The sequence below is a fragment of the Grimontia sp. SpTr1 genome (assembly GCF_947387585.1).
Taxonomy (GTDB): Bacteria; Pseudomonadota; Gammaproteobacteria; order Enterobacterales; family Vibrionaceae; genus Enterovibrio; species Enterovibrio indicus.
The window spans coordinates 51,268-75,347 of record NZ_CANDOD010000001.1 but is presented as its reverse complement, the minus strand read 5'-3'; the positions used below and the strand labels follow the sequence as shown (position 1 = coordinate 75,347).

The 24,080-nt window shown below is 48.6% G+C and carries 19 protein-coding genes and 1 pseudogene; 8 read left to right on the top strand and 12 right to left on the bottom strand.

The annotated features are described in order from the left end of the window. Positions 1-53: 53 nt before the first annotated feature. Positions 54-2,141 (bottom strand): elongation factor G, encoded by a 2,088-nt coding sequence (gene fusA, locus QL223_RS00350; RefSeq protein ID WP_002538175.1) that lies wholly within the window; start codon positions 2,139-2,141, stop codon positions 54-56. A 466-nt stretch (positions 2,142-2,607) separates the two neighbouring features. On the opposite strand from fusA, the gene QL223_RS00345 reads away from it, so the two are divergent. Continuing rightward, a complete protein-coding gene (locus tag QL223_RS00345; protein ID WP_281543512.1) occupies positions 2,608-3,687 on the top strand; it encodes an acyltransferase family protein in 1,080 nt (359 codons plus the stop codon). A gap of 26 nt (positions 3,688-3,713) precedes the next feature. Here QL223_RS00345 and QL223_RS00340 read toward each other — a convergent pair whose 3' ends face one another. The 6 genes from QL223_RS00340 to QL223_RS00315 all read right to left on the bottom strand — a co-directional run bounded on the left by QL223_RS00340 (position 3,714) and on the right by QL223_RS00315 (position 10,324). Next, positions 3,714-3,989, bottom strand: coding sequence for a DUF3081 domain-containing protein (locus QL223_RS00340; protein ID WP_002538173.1), 276 nt, complete (start codon positions 3,987-3,989; stop codon positions 3,714-3,716). A 153-nt stretch (positions 3,990-4,142) separates the two neighbouring features. Further along, positions 4,143-4,928: an FCD domain-containing protein gene (locus QL223_RS00335; RefSeq protein WP_002538172.1), complete on the bottom strand. Its 786-nt coding sequence runs from the start codon at positions 4,926-4,928 to the stop codon at positions 4,143-4,145. Continuing rightward, positions 4,900-5,853: an oligopeptide/dipeptide ABC transporter ATP-binding protein gene (locus QL223_RS00330; protein WP_281543511.1), complete on the bottom strand. Its 954-nt coding sequence runs from the start codon at positions 5,851-5,853 to the stop codon at positions 4,900-4,902. The genes QL223_RS00335 and QL223_RS00330 overlap by 29 nt, the downstream gene beginning before the upstream one ends. Continuing rightward, on the bottom strand, positions 5,850-7,727 hold the full coding sequence (locus tag QL223_RS00325) for a dipeptide/oligopeptide/nickel ABC transporter permease/ATP-binding protein (RefSeq protein WP_281543510.1): 1,878 nt from the start codon (positions 7,725-7,727) through the stop codon (positions 5,850-5,852). Before QL223_RS00325 ends, QL223_RS00330 begins: the two co-directional genes overlap by 4 nt. Beyond that, the gene (locus QL223_RS00320) at positions 7,724-8,671 is read right to left on the bottom strand and encodes an ABC transporter permease (protein WP_281543509.1); all 948 of its coding nucleotides are present in this window, start codon (positions 8,669-8,671) and stop codon (positions 7,724-7,726) included. The genes QL223_RS00325 and QL223_RS00320 overlap by 4 nt, the downstream gene beginning before the upstream one ends. Positions 8,672-8,740: 69 nt before the next feature. Continuing rightward, positions 8,741-10,324: an ABC transporter substrate-binding protein gene (locus tag QL223_RS00315; protein ID WP_281543508.1), complete on the bottom strand. Its 1,584-nt coding sequence runs from the start codon at positions 10,322-10,324 to the stop codon at positions 8,741-8,743. A gap of 160 nt (positions 10,325-10,484) precedes the next feature. Between QL223_RS00315 and QL223_RS00310 the strand changes: the two genes are divergently transcribed. The 3 genes from QL223_RS00310 to QL223_RS00300 all read left to right on the top strand — a co-directional run bounded on the left by QL223_RS00310 (position 10,485) and on the right by QL223_RS00300 (position 13,184). Then, on the top strand, positions 10,485-11,138 hold the full coding sequence (locus QL223_RS00310; RefSeq protein WP_281543507.1) for a DUF1028 domain-containing protein: 654 nt from the start codon (positions 10,485-10,487) through the stop codon (positions 11,136-11,138). Between the two features lie 3 nt (positions 11,139-11,141). After that, positions 11,142-12,365, top strand: a complete 1,224-nt coding sequence (locus QL223_RS00305) for a M20 family metallo-hydrolase (protein WP_281543506.1) — start codon at positions 11,142-11,144, stop codon at positions 12,363-12,365. Between the two features lie 279 nt (positions 12,366-12,644). Continuing rightward, positions 12,645-13,184: a hypothetical protein gene (locus tag QL223_RS00300; protein WP_281543505.1), complete on the top strand. Its 540-nt coding sequence runs from the start codon at positions 12,645-12,647 to the stop codon at positions 13,182-13,184. Positions 13,185-13,323: 139 nt separating this feature from the next. Here the strand turns inward: QL223_RS00300 and QL223_RS00295 are convergent, their stop codons facing one another. Further along, entirely contained in the window at positions 13,324-13,860 is a 537-nt protein-coding gene (locus QL223_RS00295; protein ID WP_281543985.1) for a DUF924 family protein, read from the bottom strand. A gap of 255 nt (positions 13,861-14,115) precedes the next feature. Between QL223_RS00295 and QL223_RS00290 the strand changes: the two genes are divergently transcribed. Next, the gene (locus tag QL223_RS00290) at positions 14,116-15,636 is read left to right on the top strand and encodes an FMN-binding glutamate synthase family protein (RefSeq protein WP_281543504.1); all 1,521 of its coding nucleotides are present in this window, start codon (positions 14,116-14,118) and stop codon (positions 15,634-15,636) included. Between the two features lie 155 nt (positions 15,637-15,791). Here the strand turns inward: QL223_RS00290 and QL223_RS00285 are convergent, their stop codons facing one another. The 3 genes from QL223_RS00285 to QL223_RS00275 all read right to left on the bottom strand — a co-directional run bounded on the left by QL223_RS00285 (position 15,792) and on the right by QL223_RS00275 (position 18,935). Beyond that, positions 15,792-15,995 (bottom strand): hypothetical protein, encoded by a 204-nt coding sequence (locus QL223_RS00285; RefSeq protein WP_002538157.1) that lies wholly within the window; start codon positions 15,993-15,995, stop codon positions 15,792-15,794. 564 nt (positions 15,996-16,559) lie between these two features. Then, a complete protein-coding gene (locus QL223_RS00280; RefSeq protein WP_002538155.1) occupies positions 16,560-17,393 on the bottom strand; it encodes a hypothetical protein in 834 nt (277 codons plus the stop codon). Between the two features lie 285 nt (positions 17,394-17,678). Continuing rightward, positions 17,679-18,935, bottom strand: a complete 1,257-nt coding sequence (locus QL223_RS00275; RefSeq protein WP_281543503.1) for a hypothetical protein — start codon at positions 18,933-18,935, stop codon at positions 17,679-17,681. 385 nt (positions 18,936-19,320) lie between these two features. On the opposite strand from QL223_RS00275, the gene QL223_RS00270 reads away from it, so the two are divergent. Together QL223_RS00270 and QL223_RS00265 are read left to right on the top strand one after the other, a co-directional pair. Continuing rightward, positions 19,321-21,435, top strand: a complete 2,115-nt coding sequence (locus tag QL223_RS00270; protein ID WP_281543502.1) for a methyl-accepting chemotaxis protein — start codon at positions 19,321-19,323, stop codon at positions 21,433-21,435. Positions 21,436-21,440: 5 nt separating this feature from the next. After that, positions 21,441-21,599: pseudogene (locus QL223_RS00265) on the top strand (alkyl sulfatase C-terminal domain-containing protein); the annotation flags it as partial. A 185-nt stretch (positions 21,600-21,784) separates the two neighbouring features. On the opposite strand, the gene QL223_RS00260 reads toward QL223_RS00265, so the two are convergent. Beyond that, entirely contained in the window at positions 21,785-22,777 is a 993-nt protein-coding gene (locus QL223_RS00260) for a nitrilase family protein (protein ID WP_046304190.1), read from the bottom strand. A gap of 62 nt (positions 22,778-22,839) precedes the next feature. Here QL223_RS00260 and QL223_RS00255 point away from each other — a divergent pair, with 62 nt between their 5' ends. Further along, positions 22,840-23,718 carry a LysR family transcriptional regulator gene (locus tag QL223_RS00255; RefSeq protein ID WP_002538149.1) on the top strand — a complete coding sequence of 293 codons (879 nt, stop codon included), beginning with the start codon at positions 22,840-22,842 and terminating at the stop codon, positions 23,716-23,718. The last annotated feature ends 362 nt before the right edge of the window (positions 23,719-24,080 follow it).

The window sequence follows — 24,080 nt, the reverse complement described above, 5'->3', positions numbered from 1 at the left end:
AACAAAAACCCCGCAGCAAGCTGCGGGTTTTTCTTTTAGAAAGTCGTTAAGAATTACTTCTTAGCGTTACGCTCTTTAACTTCAGCGATAACTTTCTCAGCAACGTTTGCTGGACATGGTGCGTAGTGTGCGAACTCCATAGAGAACTGACCACGACCTGAAGTCATAGTACGCAGGGTACCGATGTAACCGAACATTTCTGACAGTGGTACATCACCCTTGATGCGAACGCCAGTTGCGCCAGCTTGTTGGTCTTTGATCATACCACGACGACGGTTCAGGTCACCGATTACGTCACCAACGTGATCTTCTGGAGTGAATACGTCAACTTTCATGATTGGCTCAAGAAGCTGTGGACCAGCTTTTGGCATAGATTGACGGAATGCACCTTTCGCTGCGATTTCGAACGCGATTGCTGATGAGTCAACTGCGTGGAAGCCACCGTCGAACAGCTCAACTTCAACGTCCAGCGTTGGGAAGCCAGCCAGAACACCCGTTTCCATCATGCCCGCGAAGCCTTTCTCGATTGCTGGCCAGAATTCCTTAGGAACGTTACCACCAACAACAGTAGAAGTGAAAGTGAAGCCTGAGTTTGGCTCACCTGGCTTGATACGGTAGTCGATCTTACCGAACTGACCAGAACCACCAGACTGCTTCTTGTGAGTGAAGCTGTCTTCAACTGGCTGAGTGATAGTTTCACGGTAAGCAACCTGTGGTTGACCAACGATCAGGTCTACACCGTAAGTACGCTTCAGGATGTCAACTTTGATATCCAGGTGAAGTTCACCCATACCTTTCAGGATGGTTTCGCCAGAATCTTCGTCAGTCTCAACTTGGAATGATGGATCTTCTGCAACCATCTTACCGATCGCGATACCCATTTTCTCAGAACCGCCTTTGTCCTTAGGAGACACAGCGATAGAGATTACTGGTACTGGGAAGATCATTGGCTCAAGCGTACATTCGTGCTTAACATCACACAGAGTGTGACCAGTTTGAACGTTCTTCATACCAACAACAGCGATGATGTCACCCGCTTGCGCAGACGTCAGCTCGTTACGCTCGTCTGCTTGCATCTCAACCATACGGCCGATACGCTCAGTTTTACCCGTCGCTGCGTTCAGGATGGTGTCACCCTTCTTCATAACGCCTGAGTAAATACGGATAAAGGTCAGGGCACCGAAACGGTCGTCCATGATTTTGAACGCCAGCGCGCGCAGTGGCTCGTCAGCAGAAACAGTTGCAACTTCACCAGTTGGCTCACCAGTTTCTTTGTCAGTCAGCGGCTGTGGGTCAACTTCTGTTGGAGACGGCAGGTAATCTACAACTGCGTCCAGTACCAACTGCATACCTTTGTTCTTGAATGCAGAACCACAGAAAGTTGGGAAGAATGAACAGTCGCGAGTACCTTTACGCAGGCAGCGCTTGATGTCTTCGATAGAAGGCTCTTCGCCGTCCATGTAAGCCATCATCAGATCATCGTCTTGCTCAACAGCAGTTTCGATCATCATCTCACGGTATTCTTCCATTTGCTCCAGCATATCTTCTGGAACTTCTTTGATTTCGTAGTTTTCTGGCAGACCAGTGTCATCCCAAACGTATGCTTGACGGTTCAGAATGTCTACAACACCTACGAACTCATCTTCACGACCGATTGGCAGAGTCATCACTACTGGGTTTGCACCCAGAACGTTTTTAACTTGCTCAACAACGTTGAAGAAGTCTGCACCCATACGGTCCAGCTTGTTTACAAAGATGATACGTGCAACTTCTGATTCGTTAGCGTAACGCCAGTTGGTTTCTGACTGAGGCTCAACACCGCCAGAACCACAGAAAACACCGATACCGCCATCAAGTACTTTCAGAGAACGGTAAACTTCAACGGTGAAGTCAACGTGTCCCGGAGTATCGATAACGTTGAAGCGGTGGTCTTTCCAGAAACAGCTTACAGCTGCAGACTGGATAGTAATACCACGCTCAGCTTCCTGTTCCATGAAGTCAGTAGTCGATTCACCATCATGAACCTCACCAGTCTTGTGGATTTGACCGGTTAGCTTCAGGATACGCTCGGTAGTAGTGGTTTTACCCGCATCAACGTGCGCGAAAATACCAATGTTTCTGTATTTACTTAGATCTGTCATTGTTCGTCTCTATAAACAATTACTGGCTTATATCAGGGCCGGGAGTATAGCAGGCGTCGTCGCGTAAAGAAACATGTAGAACACAGTGATATCAGATAAGTTTTCACTGATAGCCGATTCGATACATTTCTGCGCATCTTGGTGCCACTTTCCTCGCTTCTAGTGCTTGCCTTCTGCAGTTTCGGCAAGCTCAGAATATCCAAACACCCTTCATGAGAAATCGCTTCCCACAGGAATAGGGGCGTTCGACTATACAGGGTAGACCCGAATGCGTGATTAGGTTTGGCTTTTCTAAGTGGAGATTTGCCGATGCTTTTTCAACCAATCACTTACAATTTGCAACGCTTTTAATTTCTGTCTTCGCATATTCGAGAATCACGCCTCAGATTAAGGACGAAAATTACATATAGTTCGCGTTCACTCTGCTTTTTCTACTTGTGCACGCTGTGCAATTTGAGGAGACCACATGTCCAACGCCCGTATCCCTTCATTAGAGATGGGTCGTTTATTGGCTATTCTGGCCGTTGTTATCATCCACGCAGGCCCTCTTCGTGGGGAGGCTTACAGCGAAAGCATCAACACACTGTCCGATGTAATTAACCAAATCTGCCGCTTCGCCGTTCCTTTCTTTTTTGTTCTGACGGGTTACTTTGTCCAACCTAAACTGACTGAAACCCCAACCCGCACGTTTATGCACTATGCCAAGCCATTGATGATGATTTGGCTGGCGTGGAGCCTTATTTATCTTGCGGTACCTTTCCGGTTGGATGTTGCCATGACAGAAGGCTATCTCACAGAGCGCACTGGATACTGGAACTATCTACTTCAAGCGCCGCTCAACACGCTTTTTGAAGGTGGCTTGGTGCATCTTTGGTATATCCCGGGGCTGCTTTCAGCGCTTGGTATACTCGCTTTGCTGATTAATAAGAACCAGCAAGGCCTTATCATGCCTCTGGCACTCGGTCTGTATGTTTGGGGACTGGGTGCGGGTAGCTACCAACCTATTATGGAAGGGGAAGCACCTATCTTCACCCGCAATGGACCCTTTTTCAGCTTATTGATGGTCACCGCTGGATTTGAAATGCGACGTCGCAATATCCGCTTCTCCAACAAAGCGGCTTGGACAATGACGATTGGCGGCATGGCACTCTGTTTAGCAGAAGGCGTTAACCTGTCTCGATACGATGTGTGGATGGCCAACCATGACTTCCTGATAGGCACGCCGGTGATGGCGCTAGGATTGTTTGCCCTTTTACTGAATCACCCGAATCTGGGCAACACGCCACTCACCTTTGCCCTTAGCAAGCGTGTTTTGGGTGTGTATGTCGCGCATTTCGTACCGTTGATCTTGCTGTTTAATCTGTTCGGCATGTACGCGATTGAAGGACCAGTGAAAGACATGCTTGTGGCACCTTTGACTATTTTGCTCTCACTGGGCTTGGTGTGGTGCTTAGAGAAGACACCGTTGACGAGGTTTCTGGTGGAAATGACGCAAGGAAAAAGAAAAACGCTGACGCCAGCAGAAACCACTATGACCGCTAAGTAAAAGATAGCCCGGGGATTCCGGGCTTTTTAATGGTGGTCATCAACGACTTTATCGGTCACCAAAGCCTCGACCTTTTTCAGAAAACTGTCTCTCAGGTGGGCTTGGTCGTATTTCAAATCATAGGTGTTGTGGAACCCGATATGCAGTTCCACGCCATTACCCCTCAGATAGACGTTGTAACCGTCGTAGTCTGTGGATGCTTCCACACCTTCATAAATCTTACCAAATTCGGTGTCTTCGCCTTTTTCCATCACCACTTCAAAAGCGGCCAGTAACTTCGCTGGGTTGAGTTCATTTTTCATTGCCATTCCCTCGCAACTGCCACGTTTTAGCAGCAAGTGCAGAGTGGTTTCTCTGCATTAAAATTATGATTTTCAATACAGAAACGTGCCAATCACGGATCACTGAAAGTTGATCAGTAATGGCATCTCATGAGGCAAGAATGAGAGGGTGACTTATTGCTGGGGAGCGTGAAGCATGAACCTGCGAGTCATTTCGACTTCCTGCGCTTCCATCAGCTTCTGAGCTACTTCCATATGTTCACGCATAATATTGCGGGCATCCCCAGAGCGTCCCTCTTTCAAGGCCAGAATCAAATCTCTCTGGTGATTAAAGCCTTGCTCCCAAAGCTCATGATTATGAGGTTCATAAAGGTGTCTGTTGACCGTGAGATCAGCGAGCATACGGGCCATAAAACGGATGATAAAGCCCAGTAATTCATTTCCGGCAAGCTCAGCCAGAATGATGTGGAACTGGAGAGAGTCGATATGCTGCGCGCGCTCAACTTCGGCATTGAGCGCGGGTTGGGCGTACTTTTGAATATTCGCTTCAAGCCTTGCCAGATCTTCTTCTGAAAGACGTCCTGCCAGTGAAGCGACAAGTTCCGGCTCTAACAGGCAGCGTAACTGATAGATGTCTTTGACAGAGAGTTCGTTAAAGAAGAAGTAGTTGCTCAGCAGGCTGCTTGCCATCGCTTCAGACACGGCATTGATAAACGCCCCGCCCTTTGGACCCGTTCGCGTCACAATGAGACCTTGCGCTTCTAGCACCCGCATGGTTTCGCGAATTGTGCCTTTAGACATGCCAAACAGCTCCATCAGTGTTTGCTCATGGGGCAGTTTATCTCCTGGCTTTAGTCCCTGTTCGACAATCCAGGTTTTAATGGCGTCCGCTACTTTATAGGGACGACGCATTTTTGCAGAAGGAGTTGGGTCATTCGAGCGGGAAGTAGCAGGCGACAAATTCATTCTCCTTAATTTGTGTCAGCGGCGGCGAAGCAGCAAGGCACTCAGATTGTGCATTGGGACATCGACCCGCGAATGCACAACCTTGAGGTGGATTGAGCGGGTCTGGCAGTTCTGCATGTTGTGTGGGTACCTGTAACGGCCTCCCAACAACAGGCGCACTGTTCGCTAATAACTGAGTGTACGGATGTTTTGGAGAATTGAAAATCCTTTCAGCAGGTGCAAGCTCAACCAGTGAACCAAAATACATCACTGCGACTCTGTCGCTCACCGCTTCTACCACTGCCAGATCATGACTGATAAACAGGTAAGTGAGAGATAACGTTTGCTTCAGTTCAGCCAACAGGTTCAATACCTGCGCCTGCACAGACACATCCAGTGCGGAGACAGGTTCATCAAGCACTAATATTCTGGCGTTCGCTGCTAATGCCCGTGCAATACCTATTCGCTGCGCCTGACCACCCGAAAACTCGTGGGGATAACGTGCCAAAAACTCCTCTCGTAGCCCGACCTGCGAAAAGATCTCGGCAATACGTTCATCCCGCGTTGATTTGTCCATACCGTGAAGATAAATAAGCGGGACTTCCATTAACTGACGAATGGTTTTTCTAGGGTTAAGACTACTGATAGGATCCTGAAAGACATATTGAATACGTTTCCCATTTTCTTCGGGGCGATCCGGTGACAACACTTCCCCTTCAACCAACACCCGGCCTTCGGTCGGTGTCGTCAATCCCACCAGCATTCTTGCCAACGTCGACTTTCCGCAACCAGATTCGCCGACGATGCCCAGAGTCTCTCCTTGCTGCACATCAAGATTAATCGTCTGTACCGCTTTTACACCCGGAAGTGCTGGTGCAAAAAGAGGTTTCTTAAAAAAGTACGTTTTCTTCAATCTTTGAATTTGTAGAGCCGCCGTCATGCCAACCTCTCTTCTGGATAATGACACAGCACCATGCGTCCTGACGCTTCGCTTCTTGCTACTTCACCGGTTTGGCAACTGTCTTGGGCTTTACTGCACCTTGCGGCAAACGCACAGCCTTGCGGCAGTTTGTCCACCACAGGTGGTAGCCCAGGAATCGCTTCCAAATCTCCTTTTCCTCGTCCAAGCTCAGGCACACAGGCAATCAGCTTTTTCGTATATGGGTGAGCTGGTGAATCCAGCACAGACTCGGTCGGCCCAGTTTCCACAATCTTTCCGGCATACATAACCGCCACCCGATCACAAAGCTGTGCCACTACCCCGAAGTCATGGGTAATAAACAACACCGAGACATTTCGGGTACGTCGAAGCTCGTCCAACAGTGCAAGAATTTGCCCCTGTACCGTCACATCGAGCGCGGTTGTCGGTTCATCAGCAATGATGAGTGAAGGGTTATTCACCAGAGCCATCGCAATCGCCACACGTTGACGCATGCCACCGGAGAGCTCATGGGGAAATGCCTTCATCCGTTCTTCAGCGTTGGGAATATGTACCGCGTCCAGTAAAGAAATCGCACGCTGCTTCGCTTCACTCGCAGGCAATTTTTCGTGCACTAAAATCGCTTCCATCATTTGTTCGCCGACACGATAGAGCGGATGCAAGGTCGCCAACGGATCCTGGAAGATGTATGCCACATCCTTACCACGCAGGCTTCGAAGTGTTTCGTAACTTGCCCCAATCAGGGATTCGTCTTTAAAACGGATATCACCGCCACAAATCACCCCGGGGGGCGAGGCTACCAATCCCATCACAGAAAGTGCCGTCACCGATTTCCCTGAGCCACTTTCACCAATCAATCCCAGACACTCACCCGGTGCGATCTCAAATGACACCTGATTCACGGCCTTATAGACACGGTGGATGATGTGAAATTGTGTCTCCAGTTTGTCGACTTTTAGTACCGAATGATTTGTTTCACTTGCTTCGACAGAATGGAACTCATCGCTCACTTTGGTGGCGGGTTGAGGACGGGTGAGTGCGCCTGATTTCAATCTTGGATCCAACGCATCACGCACACCATCGCCCAAGAGGTTAATGCTCATCACGATAAGGAAAATCATAATGCCCGGCACCACACTCGCATGGGGATCAGTGATCAACGAATTTCTCGCTTCGCCTAACATAGATCCCAAATCTGCTTGCGGCGGCTGGGAGCCCAAGCCCAGAAACGACAGTCCTGCCGTTTCCAGAATCATCCAGCCAATCGTGGTAGACATCGCAATAACAATCACAGGAACGATATTAGGTACAATCTCAGACCAGATAATGCGTCGGTCAGACATGCCACAAAGCTTGGCTGCTTCAACAAATTCACGTTGTGCCAGCGAGACGGTCACACCGCGGATGTTTCTCGCAAAGAAGGGAATATTGACCGCCGCGACCGCGATCAAAGCGTTCAGCAAACCGGGGCCCAGCGCTGCGACAATCGCCAGTGCCAACAAAATATAGGGAAAGGCCATCAACACATCGATACAGCGCATAAAGAGATTATCAACACGACCACCGTAATAGCCTGCGATAATGCCAATCGCTGAACCAATCAACGCAGCAATGAGCGCTGCTGCAAAGCCAACAGCGAGACTCAGTTGAGTACCCCAAAGCAAGCGGGACAGCAAATCACGACCCAAATGATCAGTCCCTAACAAGTGGCCATCACTGAAAGGGCGTAAAAAGCGGTTTGCAGTGTCGGTCACGGCGGGGTCTTGAAGCCCCAACAGTGGCGTCACCAATACCAGAAAGACAATCATCGACATCACAATGCCGCCAAAGGCCGCCAGTCGGTTTCGAACCAGAAGTTTCAAAAATGCCATCATGCTTTGATCCTCGGGTCGAGCCAACTTTGCAGCATGTCTACTGCAATGTTGAACAGCACGTAACAAGAAGCCACAAACACTACCCCGCCCTGTACCAGCAGAATGTCGCGTTTGAGGATCGCTTCCACCAGCATCTTGCCAACGCCGGGCCACTGAAAGACCATCTCGATATACACCGCGCCTGAAAGCACAAAGCCCGCCTGAATACCGAGCACCGGAATAATGCTGACCATGGCCGCTTTCAGTCCGTGCTTCCATACCACCTGACGCTCATGTACGCCTTTGGCACGGGCAGTGCGGATGTAATCTTGTCTCAATACTTCGAGCATGGCAGAGCGTGAAAGACGGGCGATAACCCCCGTAGCCACAGACGCCAACGCCACCGCAGGCATCACCAAATGTTTGAGCAAGTCAGGTAAATCACCACCGCCGTAGATCGCATACATACCGGAAACCGGTAACCAACGCAGATTGATGGCAAACAGCAGGATCATCATCATGCCGAGGAAAAAGGAAGGAATAGAAATACCAAGCAACACCACCAGAGTGATGCCTTTATCCGTCAACGAAAACTGGCGTGCCGCAGACACCGCACCAGCGATGATGCCAAGCAAAGAACACAGCACAAAGGAGACACCCGCCAGAATCAGCGTGGCATTGAAGCGTTCCAGCACCTCATCCAGAACAGGACGGTTGAGCGAATAGGAACGGCCAAAGTCCCCCTGAAGCATGTTCGACAACCAGATAAAATACTGGCTGACCAAAGGCTGGTCGAGACCAAGATCTTTATTGATTTTAGCGACATTATCCGGCGTCGCATATGCGCCCAAAATGGCCGTTGCCGGGTCGCCGGGAATCATCGACATGATGAGAAAGACGATAACCGTTATCCCGAGAAGCACTGGGATCGCGGACAGCAATCGTCGAAGAAAATAGTTACCCACGCGCAGTGCTCCTTTCTGCGTTCATCAACAGGAAAAAGCACTCAGGTCAAAGACCTGAGTGTTCGATTATTATTTTTGTACATCCTTGAGAATAAGGAAGAATGAAGGCTGCAATTTGAAATCCTGCACCTGATTATTGGTCACAGCATTCTGTTTCCAGTTCGCCACAAACACCCAAGGCGCATCTTCCTGCACAATTTCCTGCATTTCGCGGTATAGCTCCGCGCGCTCATTTTGGTCAGTTGCCTCACGCGCTGCTTCGAGCAGTTTGTCGACTTTAGGGTTTGAATAGTAACCCGAGTTGAAACCGCCTTTATCCGGCCATGCATCAGTGCGAAGCGCCAGGTATGGCAAGGTATCAGGGTCGTTGGTCATCCAAGCCATTTCCGCCATGTCGGCTTTGCCTTCCAGACCAGGGTTCACTTTGCCAAGGAAGGTATTCCACTCGTAAGTTTCAATCGAAGTATCAAGACCCACCGCTTTCAGATCTGCCTGAATCGCGGTACCCATAGGCACTGGATCCAACATACCGGAGCCACCTTCAGTGACATAAAATGTCAGCTTCGCGCCTTCCTGACCGGCTTCTTTGATCAACGCTTTGGCTTTTTCAGGGTCATACGGGTATGGCTGCAAGCTGTCGTTGTAAGCCCAAGCAAAAGCTGGCGGTGTTGGGCCAGCGGCCACTTCTGCTGTACCTTCAAGCACACCTTCTACCAAGGCTTTTTTGTTGATGGCATAGTTCACAGCCTGACGCATTCGCTTATCCGCGAAGGGGCCTTCCTTGGCATTCAGGATAAGGAACCATACGTGTGGGCCAGCCTGCTCAGCGACTTGATAACGGTTATTCTGGAACTCAGACAATGCGTTTGGCGGTACTTCCACCATCATGTCGATACTGCCTGCCAGCATTTCAGCAACTCGGGTGTTCGCGTCTGTGATCGGGCGGAATACCACCGCTTCCAACTTGGCTTTGTCGCCCCAGTAATCGTCGTTACGCACCACAACCACTTTGCTATTTGACGCCCACTCAGCGAAACGGAAAGGACCGGTTCCCGAAGGTTGACGACCAAATTCCTTACCATGCTTTTTCACCGCTTCAGGAGAGACAATTAAGCCCGTTGGGTAAGCGAGGTTGGAAAGGAAAGGGGCGTAAGGAGCATTCAAGGTGAACTTCACTGTCTTCGGGTCGACGGCTTCGACGTTTTCTACCGATGAGAAGAAGAAAGAGAGCGGGAAAGGACCCGTTTCATGATACGGATGTTTCTCATCCAGCATACGGTCAAAGTTGAACTTCACCGCATCAGCCGTCAGCGGTGTACCATCATGGAATGTCACGCCTTCTTGCAAAGTAAAGGTGTAGGTTTTGCCATCTTCACTGACTGTCCAACTCTTTGCTAAAGCAGGTTCCACTTCCAGAGTGCCATCTTTGTAACGGACCAAACCTTCATAAAGGTTCATCAGGATCCGGAAGTCGTTCACTGCGGTAACTGCATGCGGGTCGAGCGACTTAGGCTCAGCCACCTGACCGACGATCAACACGTTCGGTGGTGTCTGCGCCTGCACAGTTAAAGGAACGATCGCACATACCGCTAACAACGCGGTTTTCGCTGCACTCCGCAGCCTTTGCATGAAATCACTTCTTATTTGTTTCATGGGGAAACTCCTTCCCAGTTTGTGGATGTGATGTTAAGAGCTGTTTAACTTTTATTCACATTTATCACTATAAATTACTTGCCGCAAGTATTTATCATGATAAATTGACAGGACTGGGTGTTCAAATCACACTTAGATCACTGGCTCAGGAGCGAGACCTATGACTTATTCAATATTGGCACGAGATCCGGAATCTGGCGCGATTGGGGCTGCGGCGGCCACGGGCGCACTCTGCGTCGGAGGTTGGGTGATCAGAGGGAATTTAAAAGCTGGCATGTCAGCCTCACAAGGTGCGAAGCCCAGCACACTCTGGGGAGATAATGTGCTGTCCCAAATGGCGTCGGGCGTCAGTGCGGTCGATGCGGTCAATGCCATCACCTGCGCAGACTCTGGCGCAGCGCACCGTCAACTTGCCGCTCTCGACCTTCACGGTGCCGGGGCGGTGCACACAGGAAGCGAAAATGGTGCCGCTCGAGGCAGCCTGATCGAGCCCAATATCGTGGTTTGTGGAAATCTGCTCTCAGACACACTGGTGTTGGATGCCATGATGAGAGCTTACAAAAACAGCGAAAAAAGCTTTGAAGAAAGATTAATCGCTGCCTTGTTTGCCGCAGAAAAATCAGGAGGCGACTACCGGGGCTTATTATCTGCAGCTTTGCTTGTTTACAGGCCCGACTCGCCACCAACAACCCTGCGTATCGACTACCACGATTCGCCCTTGCTCGCCTTGCAAACGCTTTATGAACGCCACAGCGACCCCGACTATCAGGCATGGAGGGATACCTTGCCGACACAAGAAAATCCGGAGCGATAATCAATGACTCACTTTATAGGCCAACGAGCCCAGGAATATTTAAAGCAACTTGCCGAGTGTACGGACTCAGAAATCGGTGTGACTCGCTTTCCTTTTACGCAAGAACATAAGTGTGCCAACGCGCTACTGACGGTATGGATGGAAGAGGCCGACCTAACCGTTCACATGGATGACGCAGGCACGTTGATTGGTCGTTACGATGCAGGAAAAGGTACCAAAACGCTGCTGATGGGAAGCCACCAGGACAGTGTCAAACAGGGTGGCGCTTATGATGGAATCATGGGGATTGTGTTGCCAATCATTGCGCTTGAAGCGCTGAACCGTCAGGGGAAAAAGTTACCTTATTCTGTCGAAATACTCGCTTTTGCTGACGAAGAAGGTGTGCGTTTTCCCACTGCGCTGGTCGGCCCACGAGCACTGGCAGGCACTTTGGATAAGAGTGTCATCAACCGACCAGACAAAGACGGAATCACTTTACGTTCGGCACTTTCCAGTTTTGGTGTTCAACCGGAGAACATTGACCGACTCAAACGCAATCCTGAAGATATTCTCGGCTTCATCGAAACACACATCGAACAAGGACCCGTTCTCGAACACGAAGGCTTGCCTTTAGGAGTGGTTTCGGCCATCTGTGGTATTGAAAGGCATCAACTCACGTTTACCGGCCAAGCCGCCCATGCTGGCACAGTACCCATGCACCTTCGTAAGGATGCTCTGACTGCAGCCGCGGAAGTCACTCTGGAAGCAGAAAAGCTCGCGATAAAACTGCCGGATTTACTCGCCAATGTTGGGCAATTGGACGTCACACCCAATGTGCCCAATGCCGTTCCAGGCAAAGTTTCCATGATGATCGAGCTGCGTTCTCCCGTCGATGAAGTCAGGGAGAAAGCGGGAGAGCTACTGCAAGCGTTTGCGAAAGAAACAGCACAAATTCGCGGGCTGGGCTGCGAAGTCACCCGAATTTACAGCCAACCTGCTACAGCCTGCGACCCTGCACTGCAATTATCGATCGCAACAGCGATTGGTAGCCTTGATAAGCGTGTATTTACCTTACCTTCCGGTGCCACCCATGACGCCTCAGCCATGGCTGACCTTACCCGTGTCGCTATGCTATTTGTTCGATGTAAGCAGGGGATCAGTCATAACCCAGCGGAATACGCCAGCGACGAAGACATGGGGTTGGCTATTGAAGCCTTGATGGCACTGCTTCTCGATTTACAGTGTTAACTCTTTAATTCAGAGAATAACCAAATCACAAGCGAAAGGCCTTTCAACGGATGTTCCGGAAGCAACGCTACCACGCTTTCGGACATCTATTGCACTTGATATAACGACTCAGGTTTCCACCTTAACCATCATCATTGCCTATCCACTAAGAAGTTCAGAAAAGACAAAGTCCATAAATTGATCCTTTAGGTATCAAAATGTGCAACTTATCAATCCGAAATTGAACCTCGTTTTATCGTGATTAGAATGGCGCACTCTTGTAACAAAGGGTGAATAGTGATGAAACTTAAAACCATTCTTCTGGCCAGCGCTGTCGCAATTGGCCTTTCTGGCTGCGTAATTCCAACGGACAGAACTTACTACAAACCAGAGGACAGTTTTGGTGAAGCTGTTGCTTCGCAAAGTTGCGGTTACCTGCGCACAAATCGAGATGCGCTAAAGCAGTCTTTCGATGACTACAGTATAAAAGTCAATGCCAGCCAGGATGGTAGAAATGGCGTAACCATAAGCGTTTCAGCCCTTGTTGATAAACCGCTACTCGACATCAATGACATCTTCTTTGATACCAATAAAGTGCGTCTTATCCAGCCTGAAGATCGTGAAAAACTGAAGACTAAAAACGCCTTCAGACATCAATCTGATGGCACCATCTGGCTCTCACGAACCTTTTTGCTGCCTGATGCTCCTTTCGAACAAGTCATAGAACTTGAGTTAGCCCCTGGCGCTATAACCATAAAAGGCAGCCCTTCCGAACGTATGGTATTCAAGTTTTCTCTAACAACGACCTTCGACGTATTGTATTTTTCGATAAACTGCTGATAGGAAATCGCGAAGGGCTGCACCATGCAGCCCTCTCTATATCCTTCCTTCTGACCGAGATGACTCCCCCACAAAGGAATGCCGCGCTCCCAATGCCAGCCAAACTCGCTAAGTTCTTCGTCTTTAGTTTGTTTACCTATCAGAAGCTTGAGCCTGGTTGTTTCAGGAACTCGACTTCCTCTGGCGTACTTTCGCGCCCCAAAATCTCATTTCGGTGCGGATAACGACCAAAACGATCGATGATTTCTTTGTGGCGGATTTCGAACTGATAGTTGTCTTCAAGACCCGGCTGATTGAATAAGCGCAGCGCCTCCTCGTGAACAGTCTTAGACTCGCTGTGCATGTATGGCATATACAAAAAACTACGTTGGGCAGGCGGAAGTTCCCGGTCAATACCTAAAGAAACCGCTTCCTGCGCCAAAGCTAAAGCAAGAGGGTCCTGAGCAAAAGAACGCGGCGTATCGCGATGAATATTACGCGAAAATTGATCGAGCACGATGATTTCTGCCAACCGACCTTCCGGATCTTCCCGCCAGTTAAAACACTCACAGATCGACGCTTGCTCTAATACCTCTCCAAAACGCGCCTCAATGGTGCGATCCAACTCATCACTCTTGGCAAAGCACTGCTTTAACGTAAGTTCCTCAAACCAGAATGTCAGCACCTTTCTGTACATCGTCTCTCTCCCTGTTCCCATTCATTCCTTGTTTTCAGCTTCATAGGGTATAGCGCACAACTTTCAGTACGACTGTCTCCAAGACCGGATTATTTGAGTTTACTTCAAATAGTGCCTGTTACTTAAAGAAAACGATTCTTATAAGCCCCAGAACGAGCCTCCGGAAAATATCAGAAAGCCTAAGCTACTCCATCCGGTCTATCGAATCGAGAGCAATAAATCCCATCAAATTGGGTAAATGAATAAGGATATAAAATGGAAGTTGTTACCAGCTGGGCATCCCGCGTGCTTGAAATCAGCGCAGCGCTATTCGTCTTTCTGATCGGGTGCGGTGTCCTTGCACTCATCTATATCTACATTCGGGACATCACCCAAACCAAACAAGCCATTCGCCGTAACTATCCGGTGGTCGGCCGTTTCCGCTATTGGTTTGAACACATGGGCGAGTTTTTCCGCCAATATTTCTTCGCGCAAGATCGCGACGAACTTCCGTTCAACCGCGCCCAACGAAGCTGGGTCTACCGCGCGGCGAAAAATGTCGACAGTACCATTGCGTTTGGTTCAACACGGGCACTCAACCAGCCTGGCGATATCATCTTTCTCAACTGTCCTTTCCCAACACTTTCTGAGGATGCCGTGCCAGCCAGTGCTGTCACTATCGGAGAAGGGGTAGCAAGAACGCCGTTTACCACATCAAGTTTTTTCAATATCTCCGGCATGAGCTTTGGCGCTTTGAGTGTGCCTGCCGTTTTGTCGCTTTCTAAGGGCGCAAAGAAAGCGGGAGTGTGGATGAACACCGGCGAAGGTGGCCTTTCCCCTTACCACCTTGAAGGGGGCGCAGATATCGTATTCCAGGTTGGTACCGCCAAATACGGTGTGCGGGACGAAAACGGCAATCTGAGCGATGCAAAACTCAAACAAATCGCCGCCCATGAACAAGTGCGGATGTTTGAAATCAAAATGAGTCAGGGTGCAAAACCGGGTAAAGGCGGTATTCTGCCGGGCAATAAAGTGAACGCAGAAATCGCGGCTATTCGCGGTATTCCCGAGGGGAAGGACTCCATCAGCCCGAATGGACACACGGACATTCAAAGCATTGACGACCTGTTGGACATGATAGCCAGAATCAGAGAAGTCACAGGTAAGCCTGTCGGTTTCAAAATGGTGCTGGGCGCTTATGGTTGGCTGGATAATCTGATGGAGGCCATTCATGCCCGTGGCATAGAATCCGCGCCGGATTTCATCACGCTCGATTCAGCAGATGGCGGCACCGGTGCAGCACCTCAATCGCTTATGGATTTTATGGGTTTGCCGATCAAACGCAGCCTGCCTATGTTGGTTGACGTATTGGAACGCTATGGCTTGAAGCAAAGGGTGAAAGTGATTGTTTCCGGAAAACTGGTTAACCCAGCGGAAGTCGCCTGGGCCATGTGTATCGGTGCTGATTTCGTGGTTTCCGCCCGAGGCTTCATGTTCTCGTTAGGCTGTATTCAGGCACTTCAGTGCAATAAAAACACCTGTCCAACCGGCATCACCACGCATGATCCGAAACTACAAAAAGGATTGGTGGTTACCGACAAAGCTGAGCGTGTTGCCCACTATGCCAAGAGCATGATGTATGAGGTCGGCGTAATTGCCCATTCCTGTGGCGTGACTGAACCACGCAGACTGCGTCGGTTCCATGCCCAAATAATCAATGATCATGGCCTACCAAAAGCACTGGATGAAATCCATCCCCCAGCGGAGGTGAAACCAGAGTATCGGACAAACTCTTAGAACGGATGTTGAAGGTGATAGCCCCAGTAGAGAGCAGGAAAGTTTTCACCGTGAGGACATGACGGAAAGATAAGGTTTAAGCCCGAATCCTGCCGGGCTTACCTCTGACGCAATCAGACAGTTGAAGATGCCTGCATCAGCTGCTGAGTCTCAGATTACTGGTGTTGCTTGAAAAAGCGCTCTGCATTAGCAAACAGTTTTTCACACAACTTCTTTTGCTGGTCATATTCTTCAGAGCCCGCAGTCATGGCTTCCAGTACGGCTTTTTCTTTGTGGTATTCGCTTACCATCTGCTCAAATCTGGCTTCATTGCCATTTTTCCATGCTTGTTTCTGAAGGTTTGCTCTTTTCTTTCTCATTGCTAGTTCCTTTTTTGAAACCCATGAAACTTGAAGGTTCTCGTGAGGGATTTTCACTTTGAACGGCGGAAATCAGGCTCGTAGAGAAAGCTACTAAATGGTCGATTAAGAAGAAGAATTTACTGAAGACGAAATGAATCGAATGGAAACTGAGAAAATACTTGGACTAAATGTTTCATTCATAGCTCTGACTCGAGAGCTCGCGACACTATACAGGTTGTTTGAGGAATAGATAGGCATTTCTTTGTATGATTTATTTTCGCCAATTTATTCAGCAAGTTAATGGGGTATCATTAACCTCTTAATTGGCCTTTGTTGCCATCCTTCTATGCTATTGATTCGAAGTCCTTAAGCGTTCTACTTGATGATGTTTAAAAGCCTGGTTATCCTCTTTTTCATCGGGAGTCATGTCTTGTCCGGTTTAAAAGCGCCCAGAGCGCAAGCTTTTTTGCTCTTGGTGCTGGAGCGTTTTGAGCAGAAACACTCCAGAGCAAACACCTGACACGAGCTAAGACAACTCAATTAGGCTGCCCGCTTAGTGATTGTCTTTTTGTTGCTCACCGACTACCTGTGCCATACACCAAGATAGATTTCTCGATCACCAAATCGCTCAGCTTCGATATCGACGAGGTAATAACCTTCGCGATCAAGTTCAAGCCATTTATTCATTAGCGATGGCCAGCTAGAAAATTGGTACAGGGCGTTCCCTGAACCTTTTTCCCACACTCCTGTGTAGTAGAGGCTATTTCCCGCTTGATAGACTTCAATATCGATTAAGCGTTGGCCTTCGAGGTTTAGCGCCTTCCATTTGTCGGTCAATGAGCGCCAATTACCGAAACGATACAGCGCACCACTGGTCGCGTCACCTTGCCAAACACCAACAAATGTTGTGTTGTCACCCACACTACTGACTTCCAAATCAATGAGCTTTTGATGACTCAGTGCATTCCATTTATTAACGAATGACTGCCAGCTACCAAAGGAATAAAGCGCCCCGCTCGGCGCACCCAACTGCCAGCTACCGGTATACCAAGTGGTATTTCCGACCTTGGAGATATCAATATCAATCAAGCGTTGGTTATCAAGCTCATTCCATTGATCAACGAACTCCGCCCAACTCGGGTATCGGAAAAGAGCGCCCCCTTTGCCGTCTCCGAGTTTCCAAGCACCTATATACCGATATTCACCATCCGAGGTGAACTTGATGATTTTAAAATCAATGAGCTGACCATCCAGGTTTTTCCATCGGTCAACCAAATCTGCCCACGAGGCAAACGCTTGTAAGTCGGAGTGCCGTTTTCCTGAGCTGTCGTGCGTCGCATGGACGCTAGTGATTGAAAGTATCAGCAAGAATGCGCTAGCACCGATTGATGCTATTAGTTGGCTTGGGATCTTCATTTTACCCTCCTATTTGCTTTGCAAACCGGATTGAGAGACTGAAGATATCACCGTGATGTCTGGCACTTATTACACTGCCTAAACCGCGTAACTCCCTTCAATGAAACGTGTTTTGGCGAAGAAGTGAGGGCTTATCGCATCCGTTGACGCCCTTTTTAGAGATCACCGTCCACTCGATACCTATGGCTTTACTTACCAAGTATGTGTCTACCTGCAGTTAACGGGCTGTATCATCGGTGGAAAATGGGGGAATGGATCTACGAATAGAGCCTTCGCCCATTGCCCTCAAAACACACTGTCTTGACGACAATCCGTCACCACAAGCAAGTTGGCAGTTTCTAACGCTTCATCACTTACCGTATCCTGCTCATCATCCACATATTCGACAGTGACAGCGCCGGAGCCAAGTAGCGGAGACAGCTCGCTGCAGTCGTGCGGTTGTTCAATGGTGATGTAATCAAGGCCGGATTGAGCAAGCGAGCCCCAGTTGCTGGCTGTTACATAGGAAAACACCACCGAGGCCGTCATATCAGACAAATCACCAAAAGATTGAATAGTGCTGTCTTCCACCGTGATTTGGGACAGGTAAGTGGCGTTTGTCAGTGGTGCCAGAGATTCAATATCACCGCCACTGAGTATCACCATATCCAGATAAGGAAACTGAGCCAGATCGTCTAGGCGAACCTTTGCGTTTTTGGGCAAATCACAGATAAACATTGTTATGCCATTCACACGTTCAACCCCGCTCGCATCCGCAGATTGTTTCATACACTCCGCTATCTTTGGCTCTAAGAAGGTGATCTCTGATATCAACGGGGACGAGTCGTCTTCGTCATAGCCGTCCTCCTCTTCAAAGAAAGCATCACCCTCGCCTCCATTGAGCATCTCTGGCGGCAAATCAAATTCCCCTTCTTCATTCAACATCGCTTGACCAATCAGCGCATTGACGATGGCTCCTTCCACTTCGCCAAACTGCTCAATGACAGGAGCGGCATCCTGCGCGATACACATGTTTTGTATGGCGAACAGAGAAGGCACCGCAGCGACTAACACGCTATTGGCGGATATCGCCATCATGGCTTCATAGGCTTCACCTTCATCGCTGACTGACGCGTAATCCGTCACTGAATCGGCAAAGTCACGAAGCTTGCTGACTTCGGTTTGGTACTCGTCGACCATATTCGGCGTATAGCAGGCCGAGTTTTTATCAAGCTCACCGAGGAAATCGCGGTATTCGGCGATGTATTTATCCCCTAAAGCGGCGTTGTCGTTCGCAATCACCGACAGCTTGCTGAGATCGATGCTGGATACCGCGGCCTTGGCACTTTGAGTTCGCTCCAGCACATCACCAATCCCCTCAACCAGATCTGAGTAGGCAACGCCATTGTTTTGGGAGGCTTCCAACAAGGGCTCAGTACGCTGGCTGAACGCTTCGATGGCTTGCAGATTTTTATCCAGATCCGTGTCTGCCTGCGCGTAGAAAGAAAGCGTGGCAGTCAGCAGGGAAATGGCAAACGCCCCCTGAATTGATAACTTTGACATGTTCATCCTGATACCTGGCTTTAGGGTCTGTTGAGGTGTTCAGAAAACATAATCGTGCAGGGTTTCTGGGTCGAGATGCCTAGTGTGTTATTCATTGGACTGGCCGTTAAATGAGAAAACACACCGTTCAAAAACAAAGCTTTTCGGGCACTTCGATGAAGAAATTAAATTAAAGATTTATAAAAAACGGAAATAATTCACCTTGTCGCACCAATGAAGCAATCACTGTTAAATAATCAATTTATTTCATGCCGAAGATATAGACATTTATAAAGACTTCATCGAATATTGCGCGCCTTTTATGCTCAGCAGACGAAATAAGCACCATTTTCCGATGTTGGGTTTATTTAGTTCCTTCCTCTTTCGGATCTAAAGACACATTTTTATGAAGTCGATTAAGCTAAAAATCAGTACGTTTACTGGTATTGCCACCCTTGCCGCGATCAGCGTGATGACGGCATTTTCGCTCTATTTCTCTACCCAGTTACAAACCCATTCAAACCAGCGTAACCAAACCTTGTTGTTGGAGATGTTCAACAATGGTCTGCAGGCAGAATTAAGCTCTGCCGCTGAAATGATCGCCGGCGAGCTATCGGACAGCTTCATTCAAACTTCCCTGATGGCAGAAAATTTCTCCCGCCAACAGAAAGCCAGCGATCAGGATACCCGCGATACCTTGCGCGCCAGCTTGAACCACCAACTGAAAGGGTTACTGGAAAGCAACCCTAACGCATTGGGTGTGTTCACGGCCTGGGAACCCAATGCTCTGGATAGTATGGATAGCCTTTACGCCAGCCAAACCGGTCATGACCGCAGCGGGCGCTTTATTCCTTATTGGAACCGTGATGCTGCTGGCCGTTTCCAACTGGAACCGCTGGCAGGCTATGCGGATGAAACCCGCACTGATGGCGGCGCGCGTGTCGGTGAATACTACCTTTGCTCCCGCGACAGTCGCCGAAATTGCCTGCTCGACCCTTACGTGTACCCCGTTAACGGCCAGAATGTGCTGCTGACTTCTGTGGTCTCCCCGGTCATGGTGGATGGTCAATTTGCAGGTATCACAGGTCTGGATATTTCACTGGCAGCCCTTTCGCACGTCGCGGAATCGCTCAGCCAACGTCTGTATCAAGGCCAAAGCCACGTCATGCTGGTGACGGATCGCGGCACCATTGCGGCAGACAGTGAAGACCGTTCGCTGGGTGACTCAGTCAAATCATTAGGTGGCGATGCAAATCTTTGGGCTAACCGTCTGGGCCGAGACGGCTATCAAAGCTTTACCAGTGCCGATGATCAACGCATTACGGCGATGATTCCGGTGAAGGCCAATGCCGATATCGCACCGTGGACACTGGTAGTGACACTCGACAAAGCCTTGGTGCTAAAAAACGTTATCGCACTCCAGCAACAAGCACAGGAAGACCAGCGCGAACAAACCCTGATTTCCCTGCTAATGGGTGTGGCGGTGTTGCTGGCAAATATTGCCCTGATTTGGGTGATTGCAGGCCGAATCGCTGCGCCTATCCGCAGCACGTCTGAGTTTATGCTTCAGGTGGCAGACGGTGATTTTACCCGACGTTTGGGCAGTGAGGCAGACGCACCGGATGAAACCGGAGAGCTGGCGCGTGCTTGTAACACCTTCCTTGACCAGACTCAGGCGGTGGTCAAGCAAGTGACCGCAACCAGCCATACGGTGTCTGACAACGCTGTTCAGTCTTCTGCGGTTTCCCAGCAAACGCTGGAGGGTGTCAGTCGCCAAATGCAGATGGTGAATCAAGTGGCGACAGCAGCGACCGAGATGAGCACCACCGCACAAACCGTGGCCCAACACGCAGAGAGCGCCGCGAACGCCGCAACATCGACCCAGAACGCCGCCGCTCGCGGTCAGCAAATGCTGAACGAGGTACAACAGGCGATCGAGAAGCTGGAAAGCGAAGTGTCAGAAGCGTCTAACGTCATTACCCGCCTTGGCGAAAACAGCCAGAACGTGCATGGCATTATTGATGTCATCAAAGGCATTGCAGACCAAACCAACCTGCTGGCTTTGAACGCCGCCATTGAAGCCGCCCGCGCCGGCGAATATGGCCGTGGTTTTGCCGTGGTGGCTGACGAAGTGCGGTCTCTTTCGCTTCGCACCCAATCTTCTACCCAACAAATCTACGATTTGATTAACCAGTTGCAGGTTGATGCGGAAAGCGCGGTTGAAGTGATGGATGCGGGCAGTCAGAGTGCGCAGGCTTGTGTTGAGCTAGCAAACGATGCGGCTGCACAGCTCACTCAGATGACAGATGAAGTGGACAACATTTCGATGCTGAATACCGAAGTCGCGAGTATCGCGATGCAGCAAAGCATGGTGTCAGAGCAAGTCAGTCAGGATCTGGTGGAGATCAGCCAGATGGTGACCGAACTTTCCAGCGCGGCAAACCAATCACAAAGCAGTAGCCAACAGCTGAAAGAAACCGCTGAATCTCTCGACAAAATGGTCAGCCATTTCACGGTCTAATCTCGCTGAACAAAGTGCTGATGGGCAAAAGCTCTATCACCAAACTGGTTGAGCGGGGCAACGCGAAAATAGACGGTAACAGTAAAGCACTGACCGACATCGTGGGAATGCTGGATAACTTCGAATTCAGGTTCAATATTATCGAGCCAAAAGTTCAGAAGTAATCGTCACATACTGACATGCAAAAGAGCCTCAATTGAGGCTCTTTTTTTATTGAAATTCGCAACCTAATTGGCGGTTTGTTCAGGCTGGATTATGCCCCAAAGTTTGTTAGGGGCTCTTTATGAAACAATATATTAATGGTCGCCAACGTATTATTCGTTGGCGACCACTCAATAAGTTACGTCATCTATTTTAGTGTCGAGAATCTTGCCTGATAAGGCGTCAATTCATTCCCTTCCATCGTTAAGGGAGCGTATAAATTAGGTCTACGACCTCTGATCCAGCGTCTGCCTGTACACATATTTAGATCTTTCGCATTGAGATCAGCAATAACCATATCATTATCGACACAGTCAGTTTCAGCGATAATTTCGCCGTAGGGATTGAGCACCATCGCATTCCCCGTTCTAACTTCATCCATATCAACCCCAACACCGTTACTAAAGATCAGGAACATGCCATTATCATGGGCACGCGCGGGTAGCCAACGCATTAACCATTTTCTTCCTTTAGAACCTTGCATTTCAGAACGAATCGAATCTGGATTCTGTTTGCGATTATGCCAAAGCTCGGGATCAATCAACCCCATCGCATTGGGGCTGCGAGAGTTCGTGCCGCCTGTTTGATGAGGCGCGACTAGTATATCAGCCCCTTTTAATGCTGTTATTCGAACATTCTCGACTAAATTATTATCCCAGCAAATCAGGATCCCTACGCGGCATCCATGTGGCGTATCAAATACAGTGTATTCATTACCACTTCTCATGTGTTCGCTGACAAATGTATGCAGCTTTCTGTGTTTGGCTATCTGGCCATCAGGCATGGCCATTATGTAAGAATTATAGAAATTTCCGTCCTTGTCCTTTTCAATTAAACCTGCTCCTATGCTGAGTTGGTATTGTTCAGACATTTTTAGCAAGCGTTGAGATGTTTCCCCTTGTGGGATGAACTCGGACAAATCATTGATCTCTGATTTTTTAAGTTTCGAAACATGCCAATAACCAGTCACACACATTTCAGGGAATGCGATGATTTTTACCCCTTGTTTAGCCGCCTTTTCTACGTAACTTTGAATGACCGATAAGTTGTAGTTTTTATCGTTCGCATGGTGGTTAAATTGGACAGTCGCAACACGGATATCTTTCATAATTGTTCCCTTTACTTGGTGAATATCAACCATTTTAAAAAGGTCGTTTAATTCCGTATAATGAATAAAATTCCTATATTTAATGAGCTTATGGAATGGATTTTATCGATTTACGCGCATTCTGCCAGTTAGCGTTAGATGGTAACTATCGAGTAGCTTCAGAGCACTTACACATCACTCAGTCAGCTTTAACTAAGAAGATTCAGCGCCTTGAAGCTTTTTGTGGAGTAGTTTTATTTGAGAGAGGAAGACAAGGAGCCAGTCTTACTGCGGCAGGCGTAGCTCTTTTACCTGAAGCGCAACGAATTGTATCGAGTTTTGAATCTTATAAATCTCTAACTCAACGAGTCGCCAAGGGAATTGCAGGAACTCTTAATATAGGTTTTGGTATATCTTCCTACCACCTTGCACCAGATTACATAGCTAAGTTTAAAAAACACTACCCAGAGATCCACATTACACTTAACGATATACCATCTCAAAAGCAGTCAGAGTTCCTACTTCTGGGGGATCTTCATCTTAGCTTTAGTCGACTACCAGCTGTAGCTCCGCTGACGGGCGTGAAGCTCTGTACAGATCAATTAGTGCTTGCGATACATAGAAGCCAAATCATAGACAAAAACAAATTATGGTCTTCGTTAGATTCAATCGATTATTTACAGCTTAACCCTGAGCGAGGTAAGGGGCTAAGCCAACAAATTAACATGCTATTAGAGGAGCATGAGAAAAAACTTAATGTAGTTCAGGAGGCCGATGATATTCAAACATTGTTGGCACTAGTATCAGCAAATTTGGGCTTCACTATTGTTCCAGCAAGTGTAAAGCATATTGCGAATGAGCACGTCGTTTTTTGGGAACTGCCCGGGGAAAGTAGCTCATGGGATGTCGGCCTAATTTGGAATAAGCAGTTAGAGAGCTTTGCAAAAGATAATTTCATTCAATTTGTTGAGAAGATGCAAATTGAACGTAGTTGATTCTATAGGTGAATGGCCACCGAACTCGTAGGCTGTAGTAACCTAGATTTTCCCCTACCCCAGTTTATCTGATCTGTATGGCTTAGAGTTCCAACTCTAAGCCATTTTTGTCCCAAAACCAATTTAGCTCAAAGGAGCAGGACTTAGGTTCAGTTTGGTTGCACGCTCGACAGCGTCGAATCTAGGTTCAACATCATCGAACCAAGAATCCAGAAATAACCGTCACACACTGGCATGCAAAAGGGCCTCTACTGAGGCTCTTTTTTTCGACGCGTCTATCAATCCTTCCTACAAAGCCCTTTCTAAATTCAATACCGCAATTTTTGTCAGATGCTCTCTTTTTGCTTGCGACACAATCAGTT

Coding starts and splice junctions, on each gene's coding strand:
- fusA (WP_002538175.1), bottom strand. CDS start 2,141: ATGACAGATCTAAGTAAATACAGAAACATTGGTATTTTCGCGCACGTT.
- QL223_RS00345 (WP_281543512.1), top strand. CDS start 2,608: ATGTCCAACGCCCGTATCCCTTCATTAGAGATGGGTCGTTTATTGGCT.
- QL223_RS00340 (WP_002538173.1), bottom strand. CDS start 3,989: ATGAAAAATGAACTCAACCCAGCGAAGTTACTGGCCGCTTTTGAAGTG.
- QL223_RS00330 (WP_281543511.1), bottom strand. CDS start 5,853: ATGACGGCGGCTCTACAAATTCAAAGATTGAAGAAAACGTACTTTTTT.
- QL223_RS00325 (WP_281543510.1), bottom strand. CDS start 7,727: ATGATGGCATTTTTGAAACTTCTGGTTCGAAACCGACTGGCGGCCTTT.
- QL223_RS00315 (WP_281543508.1), bottom strand. CDS start 10,324: ATGAAACAAATAAGAAGTGATTTCATGCAAAGGCTGCGGAGTGCAGCG.
- QL223_RS00310 (WP_281543507.1), top strand. CDS start 10,485: ATGACTTATTCAATATTGGCACGAGATCCGGAATCTGGCGCGATTGGG.
- QL223_RS00305 (WP_281543506.1), top strand. CDS start 11,142: ATGACTCACTTTATAGGCCAACGAGCCCAGGAATATTTAAAGCAACTT.
- QL223_RS00300 (WP_281543505.1), top strand. CDS start 12,645: ATGAAACTTAAAACCATTCTTCTGGCCAGCGCTGTCGCAATTGGCCTT.
- QL223_RS00295 (WP_281543985.1), bottom strand. CDS start 13,860: ATGTACAGAAAGGTGCTGACATTCTGGTTTGAGGAACTTACGTTAAAG.
- QL223_RS00290 (WP_281543504.1), top strand. CDS start 14,116: ATGGAAGTTGTTACCAGCTGGGCATCCCGCGTGCTTGAAATCAGCGCA.
- QL223_RS00285 (WP_002538157.1), bottom strand. CDS start 15,995: ATGAGAAAGAAAAGAGCAAACCTTCAGAAACAAGCATGGAAAAATGGC.
- QL223_RS00280 (WP_002538155.1), bottom strand. CDS start 17,393: ATGAAGATCCCAAGCCAACTAATAGCATCAATCGGTGCTAGCGCATTC.
- QL223_RS00275 (WP_281543503.1), bottom strand. CDS start 18,935: ATGTCAAAGTTATCAATTCAGGGGGCGTTTGCCATTTCCCTGCTGACT.
- QL223_RS00270 (WP_281543502.1), top strand. CDS start 19,321: ATGAAGTCGATTAAGCTAAAAATCAGTACGTTTACTGGTATTGCCACC.
- QL223_RS00260 (WP_046304190.1), bottom strand. CDS start 22,777: ATGGTTGATATTCACCAAGTAAAGGGAACAATTATGAAAGATATCCGT.
- QL223_RS00255 (WP_002538149.1), top strand. CDS start 22,840: ATGGATTTTATCGATTTACGCGCATTCTGCCAGTTAGCGTTAGATGGT.